Source organism: Pseudomonas sp. NFACC14 (assembly GCF_900106885.1).
Classification (GTDB): domain Bacteria; phylum Pseudomonadota; class Gammaproteobacteria; order Pseudomonadales; family Pseudomonadaceae; genus Aquipseudomonas; species Aquipseudomonas fluorescens_AA.
The window spans coordinates 35,911-59,743 of sequence record NZ_FNOA01000016.1 but is presented as its reverse complement, the minus strand read 5'-3'; the positions used below and the strand labels follow the sequence as shown (position 1 = coordinate 59,743).

Below are 23,833 nucleotides of genomic sequence, written 5' to 3'. Positions count from 1 at the left end.
GGAGTGAATTCATGCAAGCCGTACAGCGTGAGATAGCTGAACAGCTCAAGGTCCAGCCACCGTTCGCCCATGACGCCGACCTCCAGGCCGAAATCGCCCGGCGAGTGAGCTTTATTCAGGATTGCCTGGTCAATTCCGGGCTCAAGTCCCTCGTGCTGGGCATCAGCGGTGGCGTCGACTCGTTGACCGCCGGGCTGCTGGCCCAACGTGCCATGCGCGAACTGCGGGAGAAAACCGGCAACGCGGCCTATAAGTTCATCGCCGTGCGCCTGCCGTACGACACCCAGTTCGACGAGCATGAAGCACAGGCCTGTGTGGACTTCATCGATCCCGACGAACGCCATACCGTCAATATCGGCCCGGCGGTCAAGGCCCTGGCCGAGCAAGTCGCCGCGTTCGAAGGCAAGGCGGCGGTCTCGCGGGACTTCGTGCTGGGCAACACCAAGGCGCGGATGCGCATGGTGGCGCAATACACCATCGCCGGGGCCGAGCAGGGCCTGGTGATCGGCACTGACCATGCGGCCGAAGCGGTCATGGGGTTCTTCACCAAGTTCGGTGACGGCGCCTGCGACCTGGCGCCGTTGAGCGGCCTGGTGAAAAACCAGGTCCGGGCCATCGCCCGTGACTTTGGCGCCCCGGAATCGCTGGTGGAAAAAGTCCCCACCGCCGATCTTGAAGACCTGTCGCCCGGCAAGCCGGATGAAGCCTCCCACGGCGTGACCTACGCCGAGATCGATGCGTTCCTGCACGGCCAACCGATTCGCGAAGAGGCGGCCAGGATCATTTGCGACACCTATCGCAAGACCGAGCACAAGCGGGTGATGCCCTACGCCCCCTGACCGGCAATCTCTGTGGGAGCGAGCCTGCTCGCGATAGCGGTGAGTCAGTTTGCATTGATGTTGGATGTGCTGCCGCCATCGCGAGCGAGCTCGCTCCCACAAGGAGCGGTTGCCTGGCATAAAAAAGCGCCCTGCATGGGGCGCTTTTTTTGTACCTGAAATTGATCACTTCAGCGTAACGGTACCCTTCATCATCGAGATGTGGCCCGGGAACGAGCAGAAGAAGCCGTATTTTTCGGCAGCATCAAGTTTCGAGACGTCGAAGGTCACCGAGTCCTTTTCGCCAGCACCAATGATCTTGGTGTGGGCAATGATGCGGGCATCACCTTCCTTGAGGTAGTTCTTGTCGATACCGGCAGCGAGGCCATCGGTGGCGATCGGCTGCATGTCGGCCTCTTTGCTCAGCACCCAGTTATGGCCCATGACGTTTTTCGGCAAGCTGCCCGAGTGGGTCAGCTCAACGGTGAATGTCTTGCAGCTCTTGTCGATCTCGATGGCCTTGGTGTTGAAGGACATCTGGTCGGTCGAGTCGATGGTGGTCTTGCAATCCGCTGCCATCAGTTGGCTGCTGGCCAGCGTCAACAGGGATACTGCAACAAGTTTGGCAAACATCGTGAATCTCCAAGGCATGGTTAACAAAAATCCGTCAAAGAGAAAGACTGCCTGATTTTCCGGCAAGTTCCTATGACCTGAGTCAAAGATTGTATACAACTTAAGGCTATCAGCCTGATGGACATAATCAACCAGCCAGAAGTATGACGCGCCCCTATGATCAGCCCATCAACCTCTGGAGCGATCGCCATGAACTTCAATAGCCTGTTATGCAGCTTGCTCGCCGCCTACGCCTGTGGCGCCAGTGGCACCTATGAAAAACCCCGGCGCGAGGTTTAAGTCCTTTGCGCAGCATAGGCCAGGCTTTACTCTGGTGTGGTGACTGACCACGGAGTAAAGCATGTCCATTGCGTCTGTTTGTGTATTTTGCGGCGCCAGCACTGGCACCGACCCAGCATATCGTGAAGCGGCGCAGGCCCTCGGGCGGGCGTTGGCGGAACGAAAACTGACCCTGGTCTATGGCGGCGGGGCCGTCGGCCTGATGGGTGTCGTCGCCGACGCGGCCCTGGCGGCCGGTGGCGAAGTCATCGGCATCATCCCGCAAAGCCTGAAGGACAAGGAAATCGGCCACAGCGGCCTGACCCGCCTGGAAGTGGTGGACGGCATGCATGCTCGCAAGGCGCGCATGGCTGAACTCAGCGATGCCTTCATCGCCCTGCCCGGCGGCCTCGGCACGCTGGAGGAGTTGTTCGAAGTCTGGACCTGGGGCCAACTCGGCTACCACGGCAAACCGCTGGGGCTGCTGGAAGTGAACGGTTTCTACAGCAAGCTCACCGCTTTTCTCGATCATATCGTCGGCGAAGGCTTCGTCCGCACGCCCCATCGTGACATGCTGCAAGTGAGCGAATCCGCGCAGAACCTGCTCGATGCCCTGGACGAATGGCAACCGTCCGTACAGCCAAAATGGGCCGAACAAAAACCCAGCTAACGGCTCGGCCCCGATACAGGGCAGAATATGCGCCGCTCAACCTCACCTTCGACCCCAGAGGATCGCCCATGGCCAAACCCAATTATTCCTTCGCCAAACGTCAGAGAGACTTGGCCAAGGAGCAGAAGAAAGAGGAAAAGCTGCAGCGCAAGAAAGCCACAGCTGAAGAAGAAGCCGCACTGAGCCCGGATAGCGAAGGCGAAGTAGCAGCAGAAGACGATGTCGATGCACCGAAAGATCAGGCTCCCGACGCCTGATTCCCCCAGGGCCCGATGATCCGATCCACACTGTGGGAACGAGCTTGCTCGCGATAGCGGATTAACAGTCAACCTCCTCATTGGCTGACACGACGTCATCGCGAGCAAGCTCGCTCCCACAGGGTTCACACAGTGTTCATGATTCCAACGGCATCACCGTCACCCGCACTTCAGGATCATGGGCACCGCCCCCCAGGATCACCCCCCGCAACGGTGACACATCGGAAAAATCCCGGCCCCAGGCCAGGGTGATGTGTTCCAGGGCCGGTTGGACGTTGTTGGTCGGGTCGAAATCCACCCACCCCAACACCGGGCAATACACCGAGACCCAGGCGTGGGACGCATCGGCGCCAATCAGCCGGGGCTGGCCGGGCGGCGGCTGGGTCAGCAGGTAGCCGCTGACGTAACGCGCCGCCAGGCCGCGAGAACGCACGCAAGCCAGCATCAGGTGGGCGAAGTCCTGGCATACGCCCCGCCGCCGTTCCAGCACCTCCACCAGCGGCGTCGCCACTTGGGTCGCCTCGGCGTCGAAGGTGAATTCCTCGAAAATCTTCTCCATCAGCGCTCGAACGCCGACCATCAACGGTCGTCCCGGCGGGAAGCAGCTTTCGGAAAACTCGACGAAGCTGCGCTTGAGATGCACATACGGTGATTCGAAACGATAACGGCACGCCTCCAGCAACGGCGCCGCCAATGGCCGGCCACTGTAGGTCAGCGCGTTGCGGGTCGACTCCCAGGCCGGGGACAGGTTGAAATCCAGCTCGGGACGGGCCAGCACCTCGACGCTCAGGCGGGCATTGACCAGCAGCTCGTCATGGGGCCGTTCAAAGGCCAGCCGGGTCAGCGGGTTGCCGAACACATCCTGTTCATCGCGCCGGGTCGTCGGTTCCGGGCTGATCAACAGTTGCTGTTCGGTGCAACGCTGCCAGTCACAGGCCCGAGGCCACAGATGAGCAAGCTGCTGGGCCAGGGACACCGGGCTGTCGTAGTGGTAATGGGTATCGTGGAGGATCTGGTAACGAGCGCTCATCAGACGGACACCGTGCGTTGGCTGACGTCATCGACGTGGGCGAAATGACGCAAGGCCAGGCGATCGGACACTTGGCCACTGGCATCGGCCACTTCCTGCAACAGGTCGGCCAGCCCATCGAGTGCGGCGCGCAGGCTGGCTTCGCCGAACAATGGGTTTTCCAGGCAACGCAGGTCAAAGCGTGACAGGCGTGCGACCAGGTCCGGCAAGGCGGTTTCCCTGGGCGCGGCAAAATCATCGTTCAAGCGCTTGAGCGTGCGGCTCACCAGCTTCAACTGGAAGAGCACCGCGTGGGGGTTCTGTTCGTCCAGCAGCAACAAGTCCAGCACCGGGATCAACTGGGCCACCGCCAAATAACGCGAACGGTAGGTGATGCTGCTGTTGCCCAGTTCCAGCAACCACTCAAGCCCAGCCTGATCGAATACCGCATCGCTGCGCAGGAACGCCGCCAGGCTGCTGCTGAGAAACTGCAGGCGCTCCAGGCGCCGGCCGATCATCAGGAAGCGCCAACCTTCGTCGCGGGTCATGTCATCCAGGGCGAACCCGGACAACGCCGCGAGGGACATCACCAGCCGATTGAGGAAATCCAGCAGCTCGCCGAAGTCCGCTTCCTCGGTTTCCAGTTCCATGGCTTCGCGCTGCAGTTCCACCAGCGCCTGCCAGTTCTCCCGGGACAGCTTGCCGCGCACTTGCGAGGCGGCCCATTGCAAACGCTGCAGGTTGGAGCGCAGGCTGAACGACCAGTCGTCCCCCAGCAGAGCCGCCAGCAAACGCTCGGGCAGTTCGCCCTCTTCGGGCAGCAGCATCAGGCTTTCGCCCAGCGCCACCGCCGATTGCAGGGCCTGCGGGTCGTCGCCATCGACATAACGCGCCAGCATGATCCGCAACAACCGCGCGCTGTCATCGCAACGCTCGCAATAGCGGCCGAACCAGAACAGGTTTTCCACCACCCGTGAAGGCAGGTACGGATCCCGTCGAACCAGGTCATGGACCCCCACGGTTCGCTGGGCCTTCCATTGTTCACCGCCGGGCGCCTGCTCTCCCAAGACCCAGGTGTCCTTGCTGGCGCCACCGCGCTGCATCGACACCACTTCGGCATCGGCCTCGGCGGCCACCCGGGTCAGACCACCCGGCAGCACCCGATAATCATCCTTGCCGGACACGGCATACATGCGCATGCCGATCGCCCGGGGCTGGATTTGCCCATCTTCGGCCTGCCAGACCGGTGCCTGGGACAGTTGCGCCAGTTCCTGGGCGACATAGGCATAAGGCCGTGCCTGCATGCGCGCCGCCAGTTGGCCGCGCTGCGCCTCGCTCAGGTCGCGACCGAACACCGGGCTGAAACTCTGGGAAGGAAACGCCGGCTTGATCAACAGTTGCGGCAATTTTTCCAGGGCCTGGGCCAACACCGGCGGCTCACCGCACCACCAGGTGGCGATGGACGGCAGCAGCAGTTCTTCGCCGAACAGGTACTGGTTGATCTTCGGCAGAAAGCCCAGGAGGCCCGGCGACTCCAGCACGCCACTGCCTAAGGCATTGGCCACCAGCACCCGGCCCTGGCGCACGGCTTCCAGCAACCCTGGCACGCCGAGGGCCGAATCGGTGCGCAGCTCCAGGGGGTCGCAGAAATCGTCGTCGAGCCGGCGCATGATGGCGTGGACCCGGCGCAGGCCGCTGAGAGTCTTGAGGTAGACCGTAGCATCGCGAACCGTCAGGTCGCCGCCCTCCACCAGCGGATAGCCCAGCTGGCGCGCCAGGTACAGGTGTTCGAAATAGCTTTCGTTGAACCGCCCCGGCGTCAACAGCACCACCAGCGGCGACTCGCCGTCGCTGGGTGCCTGTCGCGCCAGGGTTTCCTGCAAGGTGCGGAAAAATCCGGACAGGTGCCGCACCTTCAAGTCGCGATACAAGTCGGGAAAGGCGCGGGAAACGATCATGCGATTTTCCAGCGCGTACCCGGCCCCCGAAGGCGCCTGGGTCCGGTCCGCCGTGACCCACCAGCGGCCGTCGGGCGTGCGCGCCAGATCCACCGCATACAAGTGCAGGAAACTGCCGTCCGGCGGCACGATGCCCTGGCAGGGCCAGAGGAAATTGTTGTGCCCGAACACCAGCTCCGCCGGAAGCAGCCCTTCGCTGATCAGCCGCTGCGGCCCGTACAGGTCGGCCAGCACCGCATTGAGCAATCGCGCACGCTGGGCGATCCCGGCGGAAAGATGCTGCCATTCCTGCGGGTCGATCACATGGGGCAGCAGGTCCAGCTCCCACGGTCGGTCGGCGCCTTTCGGATCGGCGTAGACGTTGTAGGTCACGCCGTTTTCCTGGATCTGCCGGGCCAGCAGGGCCTGGCGCTGGAGCAACTGGGCCGGTGTGCTGCGCTGCAACTGGTCGAACAGCCGCCGCCAGTGCGTACGTACCGCACCGCTGTCGTCCATTAATTCGTGATAGGTGCCCGTCGTCAGCGGGTAACGGTCAAGCAGGTCAGGCATGGAAAGCTCGGCAGACGGCAATGAAAGGTGAGACTAGCGCAAGCGCATGACGCCCGGATAGGTGAAAGATTGTGATGATGCGCGCGCGGAGTAACGCCCCGGTAGGAGCTGCCGAAGGCTGCGATCTTTTGATCTTTCGCTCAAGACTCAATTGGCAGGGGAAAGATCGCAGCCTCGTTTCACTCGACAGCTCCTACACAGCTCCTACACCGCAGCTCCTACGCAGTCGAACGGGTTCTTTATTTTGTTGATGCGTCCTGGAAACGTCGCAGGTCGAGCGTGAGTGGAAACTCGTCATCCACTGCCAGGCTGGGCATCGGCAGTTTCCCCGGCGTGTGCCCGAGACGGAAGAAGCGCGCCATGCGCCGGCTCTCGGCCTCGTTGGCATTCACCGGCAGGCTGTCATAGTTGCGCCCGCCCGGATGGGCCACATGATACTGGCAACCGCCCACGGAACGTTGCATCCAGGTGTCGAGCAAGTCGAAAACCAGCGGCGCATGCACCGGGATGGTCGGTTGCAGGCAGTTGGCCGGTTGCCACGCTCGGAAACGCACCCCGGCGACAAATTCGCCGACCCGACCAGTCGGTTGCAACGGCACCGGCACGCCATTGCAGGTCAGCAGGTAGCGTTGCGGCGCCAGGCCGCTGAGCTTGACCTGCAAACGCTCCAGGGAGGAATCCACATAACGCACGGTGCCGCCGACCGCGCCCTCCTCCCCCAGTACATGCCAAGGCTCGAGGGCTTGGCGCAATTGCAGCTCGATACCGCTGACCGCGTAATCGCCCACCTTGGGGAAGCGGAACTCCAGGTGTGCGGCGAACCACTCGGCCCGCAGCGGGTAGCCGGCGGCGTTCAGCTCATGGATGACATCGGCAAAATCCTGCTCGATAAAGTGCGGCAGCAGGAAACGGTCATGCAGCTCGGTGCCCCAGCGCGCCAGTTTCGCCGGCGCATAAGGTTCGCGCCAGAACCGCGCCACCAGCGCCCGCAGCAGTAATTGCTGGGCCAGGCTCATGCGGGCGTGGGGCGGCATCTCGAACGCACGCAACTCCAACAGGCCGAGACGCCCCGTGGCGCCGTCCGGTGAATAGAGCTTGTCGATGCAGAATTCGGCGCGGTGCGTATTGCCGGTCACGTCGATCAACAGGTTGCGCAACAAGCGATCAACCAACCACGGCGGACACGCTTCGCCGGGCTGTGGCATTTGCGCGAACGCGATTTCCAGCTCGTACAAGGCGTCGTTGCGCGCCTCGTCCACGCGGGGCGCCTGGGAGGTCGGGCCGATGAACAACCCGGAAAACAGGTAGGACAACGACGGATGGTTATGCCAGTAACTGATCAGGCTGCGCAGCAGGTCGGGACGTCGCAGGAACGGCGAGTCGGCCGGTGTCGCGCCACCCAGTACAAAATGGTTACCGCCGCCCGTGCCGGTGTGCCGGCCATCGATCATGAATTTCTCGGTGGTCAGTCGGGTCTGTCGCGCTTCTTCGTACAAAAACTCAGTGCGCTCGACCAACTCATCCCAGGTCGCCGAGGGTTGTACGTTGACCTCGATCACACCGGGGTCGGGGGTAATGCGGAAATTGCTCAGGCGCGGGTCGTTCGGCGGTTCGTAGCCTTCCAACAGCACCGGACACCGCAGTTCCTCAGCCGTCGCTTCGATGGCACTGACCAGTTCCAGGTAATCTTCGACCCGCTCCAGCGGCGGCATGAACAGATAGAGCCGGCCTTCGCGGGCCTCGGCACAGAAAGCGGTGCGGGTCAGCCAGTCGGCGGACTTGTCGATCTCCGGGACACGCTCCTGCTCGGTCGCCGCCTCGCCGTGACGCGCCAGTTGCTCGGTGCCGGGCAGTTCGGGCAAGTCCTGGTTCGGGTCGGTGGGGTGGATGAACGGGTACTCGGCCGCCGTCACCCAAGGCTGGGACGCCAGCGGCAAGCGATACCCCAGGGGCGAATCCCCCGGCACCAGGCGACAGTGGTTGTCCCGCAGGTACCAGCGACCGCTTTGCCATTGATCCCCCTTGGCGGTACGAGCCAACGGCAGGACCTGGCCGATGACCTTGTCCAGGCCCTGGCTGAAGACCTTGCGCAACCGTGCACGCTCCAGAGCGTCCTCCAGGCGTGGGTCCTCGGCCGTGACGTTCGAAGGCAGTGCGCCTTCGCGCCAGAGGTAATAGAAGTTGTCTTCGTAGGCCGGAAACACGAACCGCGCAGGAATCTTCAAACGCTCGGCGACGCTCGCCAGGAAGCGTCCGGCCAGTTCGCCATCGGCGCCGTAATCCTCCTGCTCGTCGGCGATCAACGCGCTGTTGTGCCAGATCGGCACCCCGTCGCGCCGCCAATAGCAGTTGAGCGACCAGCGCGGCAGTTGCTCGCCGGGGTACCATTTGCCCTGGCCGAAATGCACCAGCCCCTTGGGCGCATAGTGATTGCGCATGCGCTGGAACAGCTCGGCGGAGAGCCGGCGCTTGTCCGGCCCGAGTGCCGCGGTGTTCCACTCGGCGCCGTCCGGGTCATCGATGGAGACAAAGGTCGGTTCGCCGCCCATGGTCAGGCGCACGTCGCCCTCCAGCAGATCGGCATCGATCTGCCGCCCCAGGGCCTGGATCGCCAGCCATTGCGCGTCGGTGTAAGGCTTGGTCACCCGCGGCGCTTCCCAGACCCGCTCGACGGACATTTCGTGGCTGAACTCACACTCGCAGGGCTCCACCAAGCCACTGATCGGTGCCGCCGAGGACGGATCGGGACTACAGGCCAGCGGGATATGGCCTTCACCGGCGAACAGCCCGGACGTCGCATCCAGGCCGATCCAGCCGGCACCGGGCAGGTAGACCTCGCACCAGGCATGCAAGTCGGTGAAGTCGACGTCAGTGCCGGACGGCCCATCGAGGCTCTTCACGTCGGCGGTCAACTGGATCAGGTAGCCGGAAACAAACCGCGCGGCCAGGCCAAGGTTGCGCAACAGCTGCACCAACAACCAGGCCGAGTCGCGGCACGAGCCGGACGCGTGCTCCAGGGTATGCTCCGGGGTCTGGACGCCGGGTTCCATGCGGATCAGGTAGTTGATGTCTTCGCTCAGGCGCTGGTTGAGCGCCACCAGGAAATCCACCGCCGGCAACGGCGTGCGGTCGATGCCGTCCAGGTAGGCCTGGAACCTCGGCGTCAGCGGCAGGGTTTCCAGGTAAGGCGCCAGCTCCTTGCGTTCGTCAGCCGCGTAGGCAAACGGAATTTTCTCGGCGTAGGGCTCGAGAAAGAAGTCGAACGGATTGAACACCGCCATTTCCGCCAGCAGATCGACTTCGATCCGCAGCTCCCGGGTTTTCTCGGGAAATACCAGCCGCGCCAGGTAATTGCCCTGGGGATCTTGCTGCCAGTTGATGAAATGCTGCTCGGGCGAAACCTTCAGCGCATAGGAAAGAATCCGCGTGCGGCTGTGGGCGGCCGGACGCAGGCGAACGATCTGCGGGCCGAGTTCGACGGCGCGGTCGTAGCGGTAATGCGTGACGTGATGCAATGCGACATGGATCGACACGACGTGCCTCCTGCGAGCCTGGGCGGTATCGAAAGCGGCGCAAGACTTATGCCATGCAGGCAGGCCCGACACTTTCTTTGTCTACTCAAGGCAGTAGAGCACTAAAAACGCGCGATGCCCGTATTCATCTGTAAAGGAATGCACATAAATGCGGCGCGAATCGACTCAGCGACGCGGGCGTGAGGCCTTGGCGGCCTGAATGATCAGCGCGCGTTGGCGGCGGATATCGACGAGTTTGCTGCGCATTTCCCGATGACGCTTGCTGTTGAGCAGTAACAGCCCCAGCAATGGCGACAGCAAAGCGAACAGGTACACGCCCTGATGCGCTCCATAAGCGAACGTCGGCAGCACCGCCGCCAGACAGGCCAGGAAATACCCCGCCACCCACCAGACCGCCCAGGCGCGCCCGCGAGCGATCAAGAGGTTGCCCAGGACCAGGACGAGCACCAGGGCCAAGGTGCCGAGCCCGACATAGTCGGTCCTGGCTGACGGCTCCAGGGCACGCCAATACGTGGCCCCGGCCAACACCAGCAGTGTGGACCCGGAAAAGCAGCCCAGCAGGATCGTCCCCATAAACACCGGAAAATAACGGGCGAGGAACGGCTTCAGCGATCCGCCCCCGATCATTCCGTGAACTCCTCGTACAGGCCGACGGCAACCGTCTTCACGGCGCCATCGCCGGTATAACTGCCAATGACCCCCAGCGCGCCTCCCAGGGAGTCCTTTATCTGTGTCAGCGTCGCGTGCCTGATCTCGGCAGACGAATAACGTGTGGGCAGGGCTCCCGCGCGTTGCTGCAGCTTGAGCAGCTTCGCGGTCAGACTCGGGTCCTTCAGCGTCAACAGCTCCTTGGTCAGTTTGCTGCGCTCTTGCCGATTCAGCCCCTTGAGCAACTGATACCAACTCTTTCCGGTGGCGGCCGCCTTGTTGGCCTTGAGCAGCCGGACAGTCGTCAGGGCCGAGCCACCGACCCCCACCAGGGAAACCCCGTCAAGGATCGGCGACACGATGTTGTACCAGTCGGCGTCGTTCATCTCATCGTTGCCGGTCGGATTGGTCAGCTCATTGGCCACCCGCATCCCGCCAATGACGCATTGCGCGGTACTGGCCGTCGCGGCAGCGGCGCCCAGGGCAACGACAAAGGCACTTGCCCCCGCCGTAAAGGGCACCGCGACGCTGCCACTGAACACCACCACCCAACCGATCACCGCGGCGACACAGGACAAGCCGGCATTGGTCGCTTCAAGCCCGAGCTTGGACTCGCGGGGGCTGCTTTTGACCTGATCGATGAACTGCTGCGGCGCGATGTATTTTTTCGCCTCGCGCAGAATGATGCGCTTGGGCGCGATGCTGCAAATCGGCTTGAACTCCCGCAGGGTCACGACGTTGTATTCGGAATCGACATACACCACGCCCGCCCCGGCGATGCCAGGATCGGCGTCAATGGCAGCAAACAGGCGCGGCAGGTTGATCTGGCTTTCGATGCGTTTGCGGGCCATGAACTGGGAGAAGCTCAGGTCCATGCCGATGCCCGTTGTAGCGCTGCTCATATGAATCGTCCTTGAGAATCGGAAGTGAGTCTTTATCCACACTGAACCCCTATGGTGGGGGAAATTTATCCCTGCTGGCTCTGTAGGAGCTGCCGAAGGCTGCGATCTTTTGATCTTTCGCTTGGGATTCAAGTGTCCGGGGAAAGATCGCAGCCTCGCTTCGCTCGACAGCTCCTACGCCGTCGAGCGGGAGCAAAGCTCCCTCGCTACAAAGGGCTCCGCATTTCGTCTTACATTGCGGGGCGGCGCCACGATAACAAACGGGCAGCACCGTCGCTAGAAAGCAAAACGCCAGCACTGAGGCTGGCGTTTTACATCGTGGATTGACCCGTTAGCGTGGCACGACAGGCTTGCGCGCCGGTTTCGGCCCCTTGCCCTTGGCCGCATCCTTGCGCTCCTTGGCCGCCTGCTGGTTACGGGCGAAAGCCGCGGCCTTGGCCTGCTCGCGCTTGTCCCACGGGTTGCCGCCATCGCTGGCCCGCGGCGGCAGGCCGGTGTGCTGGGTCAGGATCCTGGTGGTTTCCTTGCCTACCTTGTGGCTGCCGGCTGGCGTCGAGTTCTTGCGACGGGCGCTCTGGTAGCTGTCGGTGGCTGGCTGGTGCAGCGGGATCAATTGGTTCTTGCCCGGCCCGATCAGGTCGGCGCGGCCCATGCGGGTCAACGCTTCACGCAGCATCGGCCAGCCCTTGGGGTCGTGATACCGCAGGAAGGCCTTGTGCAGGCGGCGCTGCTCCTCGCTCTTGACGATGGTCACCGCATCGCTCTTGTAGGTGACCTTGCGCAGCGGGTTCTTGCCCGAGTGGTACATGGCGGTGGCCGTGGCCATCGGCGACGGATAGAACGCCTGCACCTGGTCGGCCCGGAAACCGTTGCCCTTGAGCCACAGCGCCAGGTTCATCATGTCTTCGTCGGTGGTACCCGGGTGGGCGGCGATGAAGTAGGGAATCAGGTACTGCTCTTTCCCGGCTTCCTTGGTGTACTTCTCGAACATCCGCTTGAATTTGTCATAGCTGCCGATGCCCGGCTTCATCATCTGGTTGAGCGGGCCTTCCTCGGTGTGCTCCGGCGCGATCTTCAGGTAGCCGCCGACGTGGTGGGTCACCAGCTCCTTGACGTATTCCGGCGACTCGACCGCCAGGTCGTAACGCAGGCCGGAAGCAATCAAAATCTTCTTCACCCCAGGCAAGGCCCGGGCGCTGCGGTACAGCTGGATCAGCGAAGAATGGTCGGTGTTCAGGTTCGGGCAGATGCCCGGGAACACGCAGGACGGCTTGCGGCACGCGGATTCGATTTCCGGGCTCTTGCAGGCAATGCGATACATGTTCGCGGTCGGGCCGCCGAGGTCGGAAATCACCCCGGTGAAACCTGGAACCTTGTCGCGGATCTCTTCGATCTCGCGGATGATCGACTCTTCGGAGCGGTTCTGGATGATCCGGCCTTCATGCTCGGTGATCGAGCAGAAGGTGCAGCCACCAAAGCAGCCACGCATGATGTTCACCGAGAAACGGATCATCTCGTAGGCCGGAATCTTCTCCTTGCCGTACGCCGGATGGGGAACACGCGCGTAAGGCATGCCAAACACGTAGTCCATTTCTTCGGTGGTCATCGGAATGGGCGGCGGGTTGAACCAGACGTCGACTTCGCCGTGCTTCTGCACCAGGGCGCGGGCGTTACCCGGGTTGGTTTCCAGGTGAAGCACGCGGTTGGCGTGGGCATAGAGCACCGCGTCGCCACGGACCTTTTCCACCGACGGCAGGCGAATCACGGTCTTGTCCCGGGTCATTTTCGGGCTCGCCAGGATCTGCACGACCTTGGCTTCGCTCGGGTCCTCAACCGGCCCCTTCTCCTGCTCGATGGCGCAGGCTTGAGTGTCCTGGGTGTTCACGTACGGATTGATGATCTTGTCGATCTTGCCCGGGCGGTCGATGCGCGTGGAATCGACTTCGTACCAGCCTTGCGGCGTATCACGACGGATGAATGCGGTGCCGCGCACGTCGGTGATGTCTTCGATCTTGTGACCATAGGACAGGCGCTGGGCGACTTCGACAATCGCCCGCTCGGCGTTGCCGTAGAGCAGGATGTCGGCGCAGGCGTCGATCAGGATCGAGTTGCGCACCCGGTCCTGCCAGTAGTCGTAATGGGCGATGCGGCGCAGCGACGCTTCGATACCACCCAGCACGATCGGCACGTGCTTGTAGGCTTCCTTGCAGCGCTGGCTGTAGACCAGGCTCGCGCGATCCGGCCGTTTGCCCGCCAGGCCACCGGGGGTGTAGGCGTCATCGGAACGGATTTTCTTGTCGGCGGTGTAGCGGTTGATCATCGAGTCCATGTTGCCGGCCGCGACACCGAAAAACAGGTTGGGCTCGCCAAGCTTCATGAAGTCGTCTTTGGACTGCCAGTTCGGCTGGGCAATGATCCCGACACGAAAGCCCTGGGCTTCCAGCAAACGGCCAATGATCGCCATGCCGAACGACGGGTGATCGACATAGGCATCACCGGTCACGATGATGATGTCGCACGAATCCCAGCCGAGCTGATCCATCTCCTCCCTGCTCATGGGCAGGAACGGCGCCGGGCCGAAACATTCGGCCCAGTACTTGGGATAGTCAAATAACGGCTTGGCTGCTTGCATGTCGATGACCGGTATAAAGGATGAAAAATCGCGGGCGCGGAATATAGCACAAATTTTGACCAATTCCGACGGCTATGGTCGGAAATCGGCGGCGCACCTATCGCGAGCAAGCTCGCTCCCACAGAGGAATGCATTCCTCTGTGGGAGCGAGCTTGCTCCGGGCGGCGATCCGACGATGAGGCCGGATCAGACGACGAAGAACTTACTCATCGTCATCGAAATTGTAGCTACCCGGCGCCAGGTTTTCGAAGCGCGTGTACTTGCCGATAAAGGCCAGGCGGATGAAGCCGATCGGGCCGTTCCGCTGCTTGCCGATGATGATTTCGGCGATGCCCTTGTGCTCCGTCTCGGGGTGATACACCTCGTCGCGGTACACGAACATGATGACGTCGGCGTCCTGCTCGATCGCTCCGGATTCCCGCAAGTCGGAGTTCACCGGGCGCTTGTTCGGGCGCTGCTCCAGGGAACGGTTCAGCTGGGAGAGCGCCACCACCGGGCAGTTGAATTCCTTGGCCAGGGCCTTGAGGGAACGGGAGATTTCGGAAATCTCGTTGGTCCGGTTGTCGCCGCTGGAACCGGGGATCTGCATCAGCTGCAGGTAGTCGATCATGATCAGGGCGATATCACCGTGCTCACGCACCAGGCGCCGGGTCCGGGCGCGCATTTCCGATGGGCTGATACCGGCCGTATCGTCGATGAACAGCTTGCGGTCGTTGAGCAGGTTGACCGCCGAGGTGAGGCGCGGCCAATCGTCGTCTTCCAATTGGCCGGAACGGACCTTGGTCTGGTCGATGCGCCCCAGGGACGAGAGCATACGCATGATCAGCGATTCGCCTGGCATCTCGAGGGAATACACCAGCACCGCCTTGTCGCTGCGCAGCACGGCGTTTTCCACCAGGTTCATCGCAAAGGTGGTCTTACCCATGGACGGACGGCCGGCGACGATGATCAGGTCGGACGGCTGCAGGCCACTGGTCTTCTCGTCGAGGTCGGTGTAGCCGGTGGACAGGCCGGTGATGGCGTTGTCGGTGTTGAACAAGGTGTCGATGCGGTCGATGGCCTTGGTCAACAGGTCGTTGACGCTCACCGGGCCGCCGGTTTTCGGCCGAGCCTCGGCGATCTGGAAGATCTGCCGTTCGGCTTCGTCGAGGATCTCGGCGGCGGTGCGACCTTCCGGGTTGAAAGCGCTGTCGGCGATCTCGGTGCTGATGCCGATCAACTGACGCAAGGTCGCCCGCTCGCGGACGATCTGCGCATAGGCCTTGATGTTGGCGACCGACGGCGTGTTTTTCGCCAGTTCGCCCAGGTAACCGAGGCCGCCAACCTGGGACGTCTGCCCTTCCTTGTCCAATTGCTCGGCCAGGGTGACGACGTCGATCGGCATGTTCTGATCGGCCAGACGGGCGATCGCACGGAAAATCAGGCGGTGGTCATGCCGGTAGAAATCGCCGTCGGAGACCTGATCGAGCACGCGTTCCCAGGCGTTGTTGTCCAGCATCAGGCCACCGAGCACGGCCTGTTCGGCCTCGATGGAATGCGGAGGCACCTTCAGGGCAGCGGTTTGCAGATCGTATTGCTCGGGAGCGGTGATTTCGTTCATGGCCACGTCTGGTTATGAAATTCAGCAATTGCAAAAAGACAAAGGGCACGACCTGTAAACAGGATCGTGCCCGATGTTACCGGCTAGCACCCGAGGGTGCCAACCGACAGGTGTTGCTTAGGCTGCTACCACGACAACGCGTACGGTGGCTTCAACTTCGGCGTGCAGGTGCACGGCTACGTCGAATTCGCCTACGTTGCGGATGGTACCGTTCGGCAGACGAACTTCGCTTTTCGCCACTTCAACGCCGGAGGCGGTCAGTGCGTCAGCGATGTCGTGAGTACCGATAGAACCGAACAGCTTGCCTTCGTCGCCAGCGGTGGCAGTGATGGTCACTTCCAGCTCGGCCAGTTGGGCAGCACGGCTTTCAGCCGATGCCTTACGGTCTGCGGCGGCTTTTTCCAGCTCGGCACGACGCTCTTCGAACGCAGCCAGGTTGGCGGCGGTCGCAGCGGTGGCTTTGCCGAAAGGCAGCAGGTAGTTACGACCGTAGCCGGCCTTAACGTTTACTTTGTCGCCCAGGTTGCCCAGGTTGGCGATTTTTTCCAGAAGGATCAGTTGCATGTGAAAATCCTCTAACTTTTAACCTTCACCGTTCGCGTTGTCGGCGTCTTTCGGCGCCATACGACCGCGAAAATCAATCAGGCTGTCAACGATGGCCAAGACCACGAGCAACGGACCGAGCAAGTGCATGAAAGGCAACAACGTCACGTATATCCCCACCAGCCAGAACGTGGCCAGTCGCTTCTGCGCCACCAGGCCGTGAATCAGGGCCAGGCCGGCGAAGACCAGCGCAACACTGCACAACGGCAACAGGATCAGTGCATGCAGCCCGAAAAACGGAGCGACACACATGACGGCCAGCAGTGACAGCGCCACGCTCTTGGGGAATCGGATGGTGCGAAACTCGCGACCGAAACCACCGGGGTTATACAACGACGCCTGCCAATAGCGCCCAAGAATCAGGCACAGCACGCTAAAGATCTGCAGCGAAGACGCTATCGAAATGATCATCAGCGGAGCGCTCAGGGCGGTGAGAAACGCCTTCTGGTCTGCCGAGAATGTCTCGTAGACCTCACCCATCGCCAGCGGCAGGACGTGTTCGAACGTCTGCGCCAGTGACTCGATGAAGGAACTGAATACAGTTCCCAGGCTCACCGCACACAACAACCCCACGGCCACGCTGCACAGCAGCACGCGGTTCCAGGTATGGCCGGCGCGCAAAACCAACGCCAGGCCACCAGCCCCGAGCAACACCAGAAGTGTTGTCGGGTCCTCCAGGAAGTACCAGCTCACCAACGCTGACAACAACCCGATACCCAGGACGCTCAAGGCGTCCGAACCGCGCCGCAGGAGCACAAGGCACCCAGCGGCGGCACTCAACCAGAACAACAGCGGCAATGCCGCGGATCCGGCCACAACCAACGTGGCCTGCACACGTCCCCGCATGATGAAGTCAGCTAAGGCGCGCATGCATTCAATCCCTTACTACTCGTCGACTGCCCGGTCTCAGCGGCCGTGGCTGTCGGTGTAGGCCAGCAGGGCCAGGAAGCGGGCGCGCTTGATAGCGGTGGCCAGCTGACGCTGATAACGAGCTTTGGTACCGGTGATACGGCTTGGAACGATTTTGCCGGTCTCGGATACGTAGGCTTTCAGAGTGTTGAGATCTTTGTAATCGATCTCTTTCACGTCTTCAGCGGTGAAGCGGCAGAATTTACGACGACGGAAGAAACGTGCCATGTGATTGGCTCCTTAAAAGGTCCGTGGATTACTCGTCAGCGTTATCGCTGTTGTCGCTGTCGCTATCGCTGTCATCGCCATCGGCGCTGTCAGAGTGCTCAGGACGGTCGCGACGCTCACGGCGCTCACTGCGGTTTTCTTCAGCCTTGAGCATCTCGGATTGGCCGGTGACGGCTTCTTCGCGACGGATGACCAGGTTACGGATCACTGCATCGTTGTAGCGGAAGTTGTCTTCCAGCTCGGCCAGGGCCTTGCCAGTGCACTCAACGTTCAGCATCACGTAGTGAGCCTTGTGAACATTGTTGATTGCGTAGGCCAGTTGACGACGGCCCCAATCTTCCAGACGGTGGATTTTGCCGCCGTCTTCTTCGATCAGCTTGGTGTAACGCTCAACCATGCCGCCGACTTGCTCGCTTTGATCCGGGTGGACCAAAAAGATGATTTCGTAATGACGCATGAATGCTCCTTACGGGTTGTAGCCTGCCGCTCAAAAACGGTCAGACAAGGAGTGAATGACACTTATGGACTTGTGGACGCTAGACACATAAGTGCCTGCCATCACAGCAAGGGGCGCAATTGTAGAGAAGGGCCGAGGGCGGCGCAAGGCAATTGGCGATTATTTGAACAGCCACCGAATCTCACCTTGCACAAACACTGTGGGAGCGAGCTTGCTCGCGATAGCGGCGTGCCAGTCGACGTTTACGTCACGGCGGCACCGTCATCGCGAGCAAGCTCGCTCCCACATTTGATACGCGTCTGGATCAGGGCTTTTTGGCGACAGCCTTGACGCTACGCTGGCGCAGCGCCTCGAACAGGCACACGCCGGTGGCCACCGAGACGTTGAGGCTGCTGACGCTGCCCGCCATCGGCAGCTTGACCAGGTAGTCGCAATGCTCGCGGGTCAGGCGACGCATGCCCTTGCCTTCGGCGCCCATGATCAGGATCGTCGGGCCCGTCAGGTCCTGGTCATAGATGCTGACCTCGGCCTCGCCCGCCGTGCCGACCACCCAGAGGCCGCGCTGCTGGAGTTTTTCCAGGGTGCGCGCCAGGTTGGTCACCGCCACCAACGGGATCACTTCCGCCGCGCCGCAGGCCACCTTGCGCACCACGGGCGTCAGGGTGGCCGACTTGTCCTTGGGCACGATCACCGCCAATGCACCGGCGGCATCGGCCGAACGCAGACAGGCGCCGAGGTTATGCGGGTCGGTCACGCCATCCAGCACCAGCAGCAGGGGGGCGCCTTCGGTGCGATCGAGCAGTTCGTCGAGCATCGCCTCGCCCCAGACCTGGCTCGGGCTGACGTCCGCCACCACACCCTGGTGAACGCCTTCGACCCACACGTCCATTTCGCGCCGCTCGGCCTGGCCGATGGCAACCTTGTTCTGGGTGGCCAGTTCGACCAGCGCTTGCACACGGGGCTCGCTGCGACCTTCCGCCAACCACACTTGCTTGACACGTTTGGGGTGGTGACGCAGCAGTGCCTCTACGGCATGCACGCCGTAGATTTTTTCCAGACTCATGACTTGGCCTTAGGTTTGCGCGACCCGCCGCTTTTCGCGGGGGCCGACCCCGCCTTTGGCGGGCCTTTACGGTGTTTACTCGGCTTGCTCGATGGCTTTTCCGCCCCGTGGGACTTTCCCCCAGACGCCGCTTTACCACCGCTTTTGGCTTCGTTGAGCAACTGCTGCTTCAATTCGCGGCTCTTTCGCAGTTCGGCGTTTTTCGCCGCCGCGTCGCTGGGGCGGTAGGCTTCAGGAGCCTTGTCCTTGACAGACGAACGGCGACCGGCCTTGGCTGGCTCAGGCTCTGCGGTTTTTGCAGGAGCGCCTTTACCCCTGGTCGCAGGCGTTGCGGTCTCGCCGCCACGTTTTTTACGGCCAGTCGGTGCTTCGGCGGGTTTGTCAGGCATTCCGAAGTCGATCTTGCGCTCATCAAGGTCGACGCGCATGACCTGCACTTCCACGGTGTCGCCCAGGCGGAAGCTGCGACCGGTGCGCTCGCCCGCCAGGCGGTGGTGCACAGGGTCGAAGTGGTAGTAATCACCCGGCAAGGCGGTGACGTGCACCAAGCCCTCGACGTAGATGTCGGTCAGTTCGACAAACAAACCAAAGCCGGTCACGGCAGTGATCACGCCTGGGAACGACTCGCCCACGCGGTCTTTCATGAACTCGCACTTGAGCCAGTTCACCACGTCGCGAGTGGCTTCGTCGGCGCGGCGTTCGCTCATGGAGCACTGCTCGCCCAACTGTTCCAGGGCCGCCTCGTCGTACGGATAGATCCGCGCCTTCGGAATGGTCATGGCACCGGCGCGCTTGACGTGCGGGGTGTTCTGCTTGGAATGGATCACGCTGCGGATCGCGCGATGCGTGAGCAGGTCCGGGTAACGGCGGATCGGCGAGGTGAAGTGGGTGTACGCCTCGTAATTCAGACCGAAGTGGCCCTGGTTGTCGGCGCTGTACACCGCCTGGCTCAGGGAGCGCAGCATCACTGTCTGGATCACATGGTAATCCGGACGGTCCTTGATGCTCGCCAGCAGTGCCTGGTAGTCCTTCGGCGTCGGGCCGTCCTTGCCTTTGTGCAGGGACAGGCCGAGCTCGCCGAGGAAGGCCCGCAGTTTTTCCAGACGCTCGGGCGGCGGGCCGTCGTGCACGCGGTACAACGCAGGAATCTCGTGCTTCTTGAGGAATTCGGCGGTGGCCACGTTGGCTGCCAGCATGCACTCTTCGATCAGCTTGTGCGCATCGTTGCGGGTCGTCGGGGTGATTGCGGCGATCTTGCGCTCGGAACCGAAGACAATCCGGGTTTCCTGGGTCTCGAAATCGATCGCGCCACGCACGTGGCGGGCACCCAGCAACACCTTGTACAGCGAATACAACTGCTTGAGGTGCGGCACCACGCCAGCGTATTCGCTACGCAGCGCCTTGGCTTCGCTGGTCTTCGGCGTTTCCAGGATGGTGCTGACCTTGTTGTAGGTCAGGCGCGCCTGGGAGTGGATCACCGCTTCGTAGAACTGGTAGTCGGTCATTTCGCCGGTTTTGGAGATGGTCATCTCGCACACCATGGCCAAACGGTCGACTTTCGGGTTCAGCGAGCACAGGCCGTTGGACAGCTGCTCAGGAAGCATCGGAATCACGCGCTCAGGGAAATACACGGAGTTGCCGCGCACCTGGGCTTCGTTATCCAGGGCCGAACCGATCTTCACGTAGCTGGACACGTCGGCAATCGCGACGAACAACTTCCAGCCGCCGGAGAACAGGCGCAGCTTGCCGGGCTTGGCTTCGCAATAGACCGCATCGTCGAAGTCGCGGGCATCTTCGCCGTCGATGGTAACGAACGGCAGATGGCGCAGATCGATGCGTTTTTCTTTATCTTTCTCTTCGACTTCCGGCTTGAGCTTGGCGGCTTCCTTGAGCACAGCCTCGGGCCAGACGTGAGGAATGTCGTAGGTGCGCAGCGCAACGTCGATTTCCATGCCCGGCGCCATGTAGTTGCCGACCACTTCAACGATATCGCCCTGTGGCTGGAAGCGCGCAGTTGGCCAATGGGTGATTTTCACCTCGACGAACTGACCCACCTTGGCGGCGCCATTACGGCCCGGGGTAATCAGCACTTCCTGCTGAACCTTCGGGTTATCCGGCACGACAAAACCGATACCGCCTTCTTCGAAGTAACGGCCAACGATGCTTTCATGGGCACGGGACACCACTTCGACAATCACGCCTTCACGGCGGCCACGACGATCCAGGCCGGACACGCGGGCCAGGGCCCGGTCACCGTCGAACACCAGGCGCATTTGTGCCGGGCTCATGAACAGGTCATCGCTGCCGTCGTCCGGGATCAGGAAACCGAAGCCGTCACGGTGACCGGCGATGCGGCCCAGGATGAGGTCGAGCTTGTCCACCGGCGCATAGGTGCCGCGCCGGGTGTAGATCAGTTGAGCGTCGCGCTCCATGGCGCGCAGACGGCGGCGCAGGGCTTCGAGCTGGTCCTCGGTGGTCAGACCGAACTCTTCGACCAACTGCTCGCGGCTAGCAGGCGAACCCCGATCGGCGAGATGCGCCAGGATCAGTTCACGGCTAGGAATAGGGTTTTCATATTTTTCCGCTTCACGAGCGGCCTCGGGATCGAGGGACTGCCAATCGGCCATTAGAGAGTTTTCACCTTGTCTATATGCGGGTTAGTTTGGCATAGGCTTAATGAAACGGGAAATTTCAAGCATCCGATAGCGTTTCCAGAATCATTTGACCTGCCTTCGAAGCCCCCGGAAAGCACCGCTCGTGAAATTTAGCGGTTTTTTTCTCCGCAGGGGTTTACAGTTAAAAACACGCTCCGTATAGTGCGCGCCATCGACGACGTACACACGTTGCCGATACTGCCCAGATGGTGAAATTGGTAGACACGCCAGCTTCAGGTGCTGGTGACCGCAAGGTCGTGGAAGTTCGAGTCTTCTTCTGGGCACCAATTCAAGCTTCAAGGTCACGACCTTGAACCTCACAGAAACCCGCGAAAGCGGGTTTTTGCGTTTCTGGCCCCTAGCTCTTCTCTCTCGCCAACCACGAACTGTAGGAGCTGCCGAGTGCAACGAGACTGCGATCTTTCCCCAGACAATTGAATCGCGAGTGAAAGATCAAAAGATCGCAGGCTTCGCCAGCTCCTACAGGCCCCATCACGAGCTTGCTCGCGATGGGGCCAGCCCAACCACCCGATCAGGCCCTGAACTGCCCCAGACTTGCCTTCAGTTGCGCCGCCAGGCTGTCCAGCACCTTGCCGCTGGCGGTGGTCTCGACCACGGCCTGGGCCGCTTTCTCAGCCTGGGCATGGATGGTTTCCACCCGCCCACGCACCGCTTGCGCGCCCTGGGCCTGATGAGCCGCCGCCTGGGTCGCCAGGCCGATGGCCGCATGCACCTGCTCGACAGACGCCTGCACCGACTGCTGCAACCGCGCGCTGTCACGCAGCACCAACAAGCCTTCGCTGGCCTGGCGCCCGGCCTGGCCGATGGCGGCCACCGCCTCGCGAGCCCCCTGCTGCAAGGCCACGATATGCGCCTGGATATCGCCCGTAGAGCTCTGGGTCTTGCTCGCCAACGCCCGCACCTCATCCGCCACCACCGCAAAACCGCGCCCGGTTTCCCCGGCCCGCGCCGCCTCGATGGCCGCGTTCAAGGCCAGCAAGTTGGTCTGCTCGGCGATGCCGTGAATCACGGTCAGCACCACTTCAATCTGTTCGCTCTGCTGCGCCAACCGCTCGATCACTTTCGCCCCGGTATCGACCTGGCCGGCCAGGGCCTCGATCAGGCCGCCGACCTTGGCCGAAGTGCGCGTGTTTTCATCGGTGGCCTGGCGGATCTCCACCACTTGCTGCAGGGCCGCCTGCATCGCCTGGCTTTCCGATTGAGCCTCGTCCGCCATTTGCGACAGCGCGCGCAGGCTCTCGGCCACTTCATCACGCTGCATCCCGGCCGCCGCATCGGCGCCGGAGTTGCGCAAGGTCATCGCACCGATTTCCACACCGGTGCGCTGGGCCACATCGCCCGCCTCACGCACGATGGGCTGCAACTTATCCACAAAGCGATTGACCGCCGAGGCCATGTCGCCGATTTCGTCCTTGCTGTTGATTTGCACGCGCTTGGTCAGGTCGCCCTCGCCCGCCGCCAGATCGTTCATGGCCGCTATCAGCAGTTTCAAGCGATTGACCACCCGACGCCCCAGCACCACGGCCAGCAACACCAACACGCCGAAGCCCACCAGCGCCAGGCCCAGGCCGATGCGCCAGCGCAATGTACCCGCAGCGTCCTGCACCGTGCTGGCGGTGTTGGTCTGCATCTGCGTGGCCGTGGTTTGGGCCGACGCCAGGCGACCGCGCATGGCGGTGGCGCTGTCAGCCGCCGCGCCCTTGAGGCTGTCGCCGACCAATTGATCGCTGCTGGCGATCAAGGCCGAGAAGCGCTGGTCCAGCGCCTTCAGGTCGGTTTCAACCGCCGCCGTGGAAACCCCCATCAAGACTTTGCCGATCTCGACGCCATTGGGGTTGATCGAAGCTTCGAGGTAATACACCGACGGATCGTTCTTCGCCGCCTCCAGCACCTTGTCCAACGCCCGCTCGCCCTTGCCTTTTTCCAGCAGCGCCTTGTTGATCGGGTTTTCCCGGTTCAGGTAGCGCGTCAGGTGCTCACCCGCGGCGTCGTCATAGATGACGAACAGTACGTTGGGATTGCGCTGGGCCCGACGGGCGAATTCAGAGAGGGTGGGCACATCGTTATCCCACATGGCACGCGGTGCAACGGAAGCCAGGAGTTGCGCCATATCATTGGCGGAATCCCTCAAGTCCTTCTCCAAGGTCCCACGCAACTGCGCCTGTTCGTCCTTCAGGCGAGCGGACAAGCCGGCATTGAGCCGCTGGCGGGTATTGGCGGACAGGCTGTCCAGGCTCGACGTGACCTCTCGCCCGGCCTGCTCCAGCTCAGCGGAAAGCTTCTGGCTGTCCACTCCCAACCGCGCGCCCAGATCGGCTTCCAACGCCGTGACGGTGCTTCGGGTCAGCGCAACGGCTACCAGCACCTGCACCAAAAGGGCGATCCCCAGGGTAACGAACACAGGCCGCAGCAAACGGCTTTGTAACAGTGA

At 62.1% G+C, this 23,833-nt stretch carries 18 protein-coding genes, 1 tRNA gene and 1 pseudogene; 4 read left to right on the top strand and 16 right to left on the bottom strand.

Features of this window, described 5'->3' with window-relative positions:
- Positions 1-11: 11 nt before the first annotated feature.
- The gene (gene nadE, locus BLU85_RS21485; protein WP_092205325.1) at positions 12-839 is read left to right on the top strand and encodes an ammonia-dependent NAD(+) synthetase; all 828 of its coding nucleotides are present in this window, start codon (positions 12-14) and stop codon (positions 837-839) included.
- 165 nt (positions 840-1,004) lie between these two features.
- Here nadE and azu read toward each other — a convergent pair whose 3' ends face one another.
- Positions 1,005-1,451, bottom strand: coding sequence for an azurin (azu, locus tag BLU85_RS21480; RefSeq protein WP_092205324.1), 447 nt, complete (start codon positions 1,449-1,451; stop codon positions 1,005-1,007).
- Between the two features lie 340 nt (positions 1,452-1,791).
- On the opposite strand from azu, the gene BLU85_RS21475 reads away from it, so the two are divergent.
- On the top strand, positions 1,792-2,379 hold the full coding sequence (locus BLU85_RS21475) for an LOG family protein (RefSeq protein ID WP_092205323.1): 588 nt from the start codon (positions 1,792-1,794) through the stop codon (positions 2,377-2,379).
- Positions 2,380-2,447: 68 nt separating this feature from the next.
- Positions 2,448-2,636 (top strand): hypothetical protein, encoded by a 189-nt coding sequence (locus tag BLU85_RS21470; protein ID WP_092205322.1) that lies wholly within the window; start codon positions 2,448-2,450, stop codon positions 2,634-2,636.
- A 136-nt stretch (positions 2,637-2,772) separates the two neighbouring features.
- Here the strand turns inward: BLU85_RS21470 and BLU85_RS21465 are convergent, their stop codons facing one another.
- The 13 genes from BLU85_RS21465 to rnr all read right to left on the bottom strand — a co-directional run bounded on the left by BLU85_RS21465 (position 2,773) and on the right by rnr (position 21,354).
- Positions 2,773-3,666 (bottom strand): transglutaminase family protein, encoded by an 894-nt coding sequence (locus tag BLU85_RS21465; protein ID WP_060739409.1) that lies wholly within the window; start codon positions 3,664-3,666, stop codon positions 2,773-2,775.
- Positions 3,666-6,152 (bottom strand): circularly permuted type 2 ATP-grasp protein, encoded by a 2,487-nt coding sequence (locus tag BLU85_RS21460; protein ID WP_092205321.1) that lies wholly within the window; start codon positions 6,150-6,152, stop codon positions 3,666-3,668. Before BLU85_RS21460 ends, BLU85_RS21465 begins: the two co-directional genes overlap by 1 nt.
- A 239-nt stretch (positions 6,153-6,391) precedes the next feature.
- A complete protein-coding gene (locus tag BLU85_RS21455) occupies positions 6,392-9,685 on the bottom strand; it encodes a transglutaminase family protein (protein WP_092205320.1) in 3,294 nt (1,097 codons plus the stop codon).
- A gap of 165 nt (positions 9,686-9,850) precedes the next feature.
- Positions 9,851-10,312 (bottom strand): hypothetical protein, encoded by a 462-nt coding sequence (locus tag BLU85_RS21450; RefSeq protein WP_092205319.1) that lies wholly within the window; start codon positions 10,310-10,312, stop codon positions 9,851-9,853.
- Positions 10,309-11,235, bottom strand: coding sequence for an Ssp4 family T6SS effector (locus BLU85_RS21445; RefSeq protein WP_092205318.1), 927 nt, complete (start codon positions 11,233-11,235; stop codon positions 10,309-10,311). Before BLU85_RS21445 ends, BLU85_RS21450 begins: the two co-directional genes overlap by 4 nt.
- A gap of 331 nt (positions 11,236-11,566) precedes the next feature.
- Entirely contained in the window at positions 11,567-13,867 is a 2,301-nt protein-coding gene (locus BLU85_RS21440) for a YgiQ family radical SAM protein (protein ID WP_092205317.1), read from the bottom strand.
- 202 nt (positions 13,868-14,069) lie between these two features.
- Positions 14,070-15,467 (bottom strand): replicative DNA helicase, encoded by a 1,398-nt coding sequence (dnaB, locus tag BLU85_RS21435; RefSeq protein WP_027911801.1) that lies wholly within the window; start codon positions 15,465-15,467, stop codon positions 14,070-14,072.
- A 117-nt stretch (positions 15,468-15,584) separates the two neighbouring features.
- Complete coding sequence (rplI, locus tag BLU85_RS21430; protein WP_003186385.1) at positions 15,585-16,031, bottom strand: 50S ribosomal protein L9; 447 nt, start codon at positions 16,029-16,031, stop codon at positions 15,585-15,587.
- An 18-nt stretch (positions 16,032-16,049) separates the two neighbouring features.
- Positions 16,050-16,940: a YybS family protein gene (locus tag BLU85_RS21425; protein ID WP_092205316.1), complete on the bottom strand. Its 891-nt coding sequence runs from the start codon at positions 16,938-16,940 to the stop codon at positions 16,050-16,052.
- A gap of 36 nt (positions 16,941-16,976) precedes the next feature.
- Positions 16,977-17,207 (bottom strand): 30S ribosomal protein S18, encoded by a 231-nt coding sequence (gene rpsR, locus BLU85_RS21420; protein ID WP_002551829.1) that lies wholly within the window; start codon positions 17,205-17,207, stop codon positions 16,977-16,979.
- A 28-nt stretch (positions 17,208-17,235) separates the two neighbouring features.
- Positions 17,236-17,664, bottom strand: coding sequence for a 30S ribosomal protein S6 (rpsF, locus tag BLU85_RS21415; RefSeq protein WP_003186395.1), 429 nt, complete (start codon positions 17,662-17,664; stop codon positions 17,236-17,238).
- Positions 17,665-17,968: 304 nt separating this feature from the next.
- On the bottom strand, positions 17,969-18,727 hold the full coding sequence (rlmB, locus tag BLU85_RS21410) for a 23S rRNA (guanosine(2251)-2'-O)-methyltransferase RlmB (protein ID WP_077506233.1): 759 nt from the start codon (positions 18,725-18,727) through the stop codon (positions 17,969-17,971).
- Positions 18,724-21,354: a ribonuclease R gene (rnr, locus tag BLU85_RS21405; RefSeq protein ID WP_092205315.1), complete on the bottom strand. Its 2,631-nt coding sequence runs from the start codon at positions 21,352-21,354 to the stop codon at positions 18,724-18,726. The genes rlmB and rnr overlap by 4 nt, the downstream gene beginning before the upstream one ends.
- A 227-nt stretch (positions 21,355-21,581) precedes the next feature.
- Here rnr and BLU85_RS21400 point away from each other — a divergent pair.
- Positions 21,582-21,668, top strand: a tRNA-Leu gene (locus BLU85_RS21400).
- A gap of 245 nt (positions 21,669-21,913) precedes the next feature.
- Here BLU85_RS21400 and BLU85_RS31820 read toward each other — a convergent pair.
- Both BLU85_RS31820 and BLU85_RS31815 read right to left on the bottom strand, forming a co-directional pair.
- Positions 21,914-22,618: a methyl-accepting chemotaxis protein gene (locus BLU85_RS31820; protein ID WP_371128541.1), complete on the bottom strand. Its 705-nt coding sequence runs from the start codon at positions 22,616-22,618 to the stop codon at positions 21,914-21,916.
- Positions 22,619-22,819: 201 nt separating this feature from the next.
- Positions 22,820-22,873: pseudogene (locus BLU85_RS31815) on the bottom strand (hypothetical protein); the annotation flags it as partial.
- Positions 22,874-23,833: the final 960 nt, after the last annotated feature.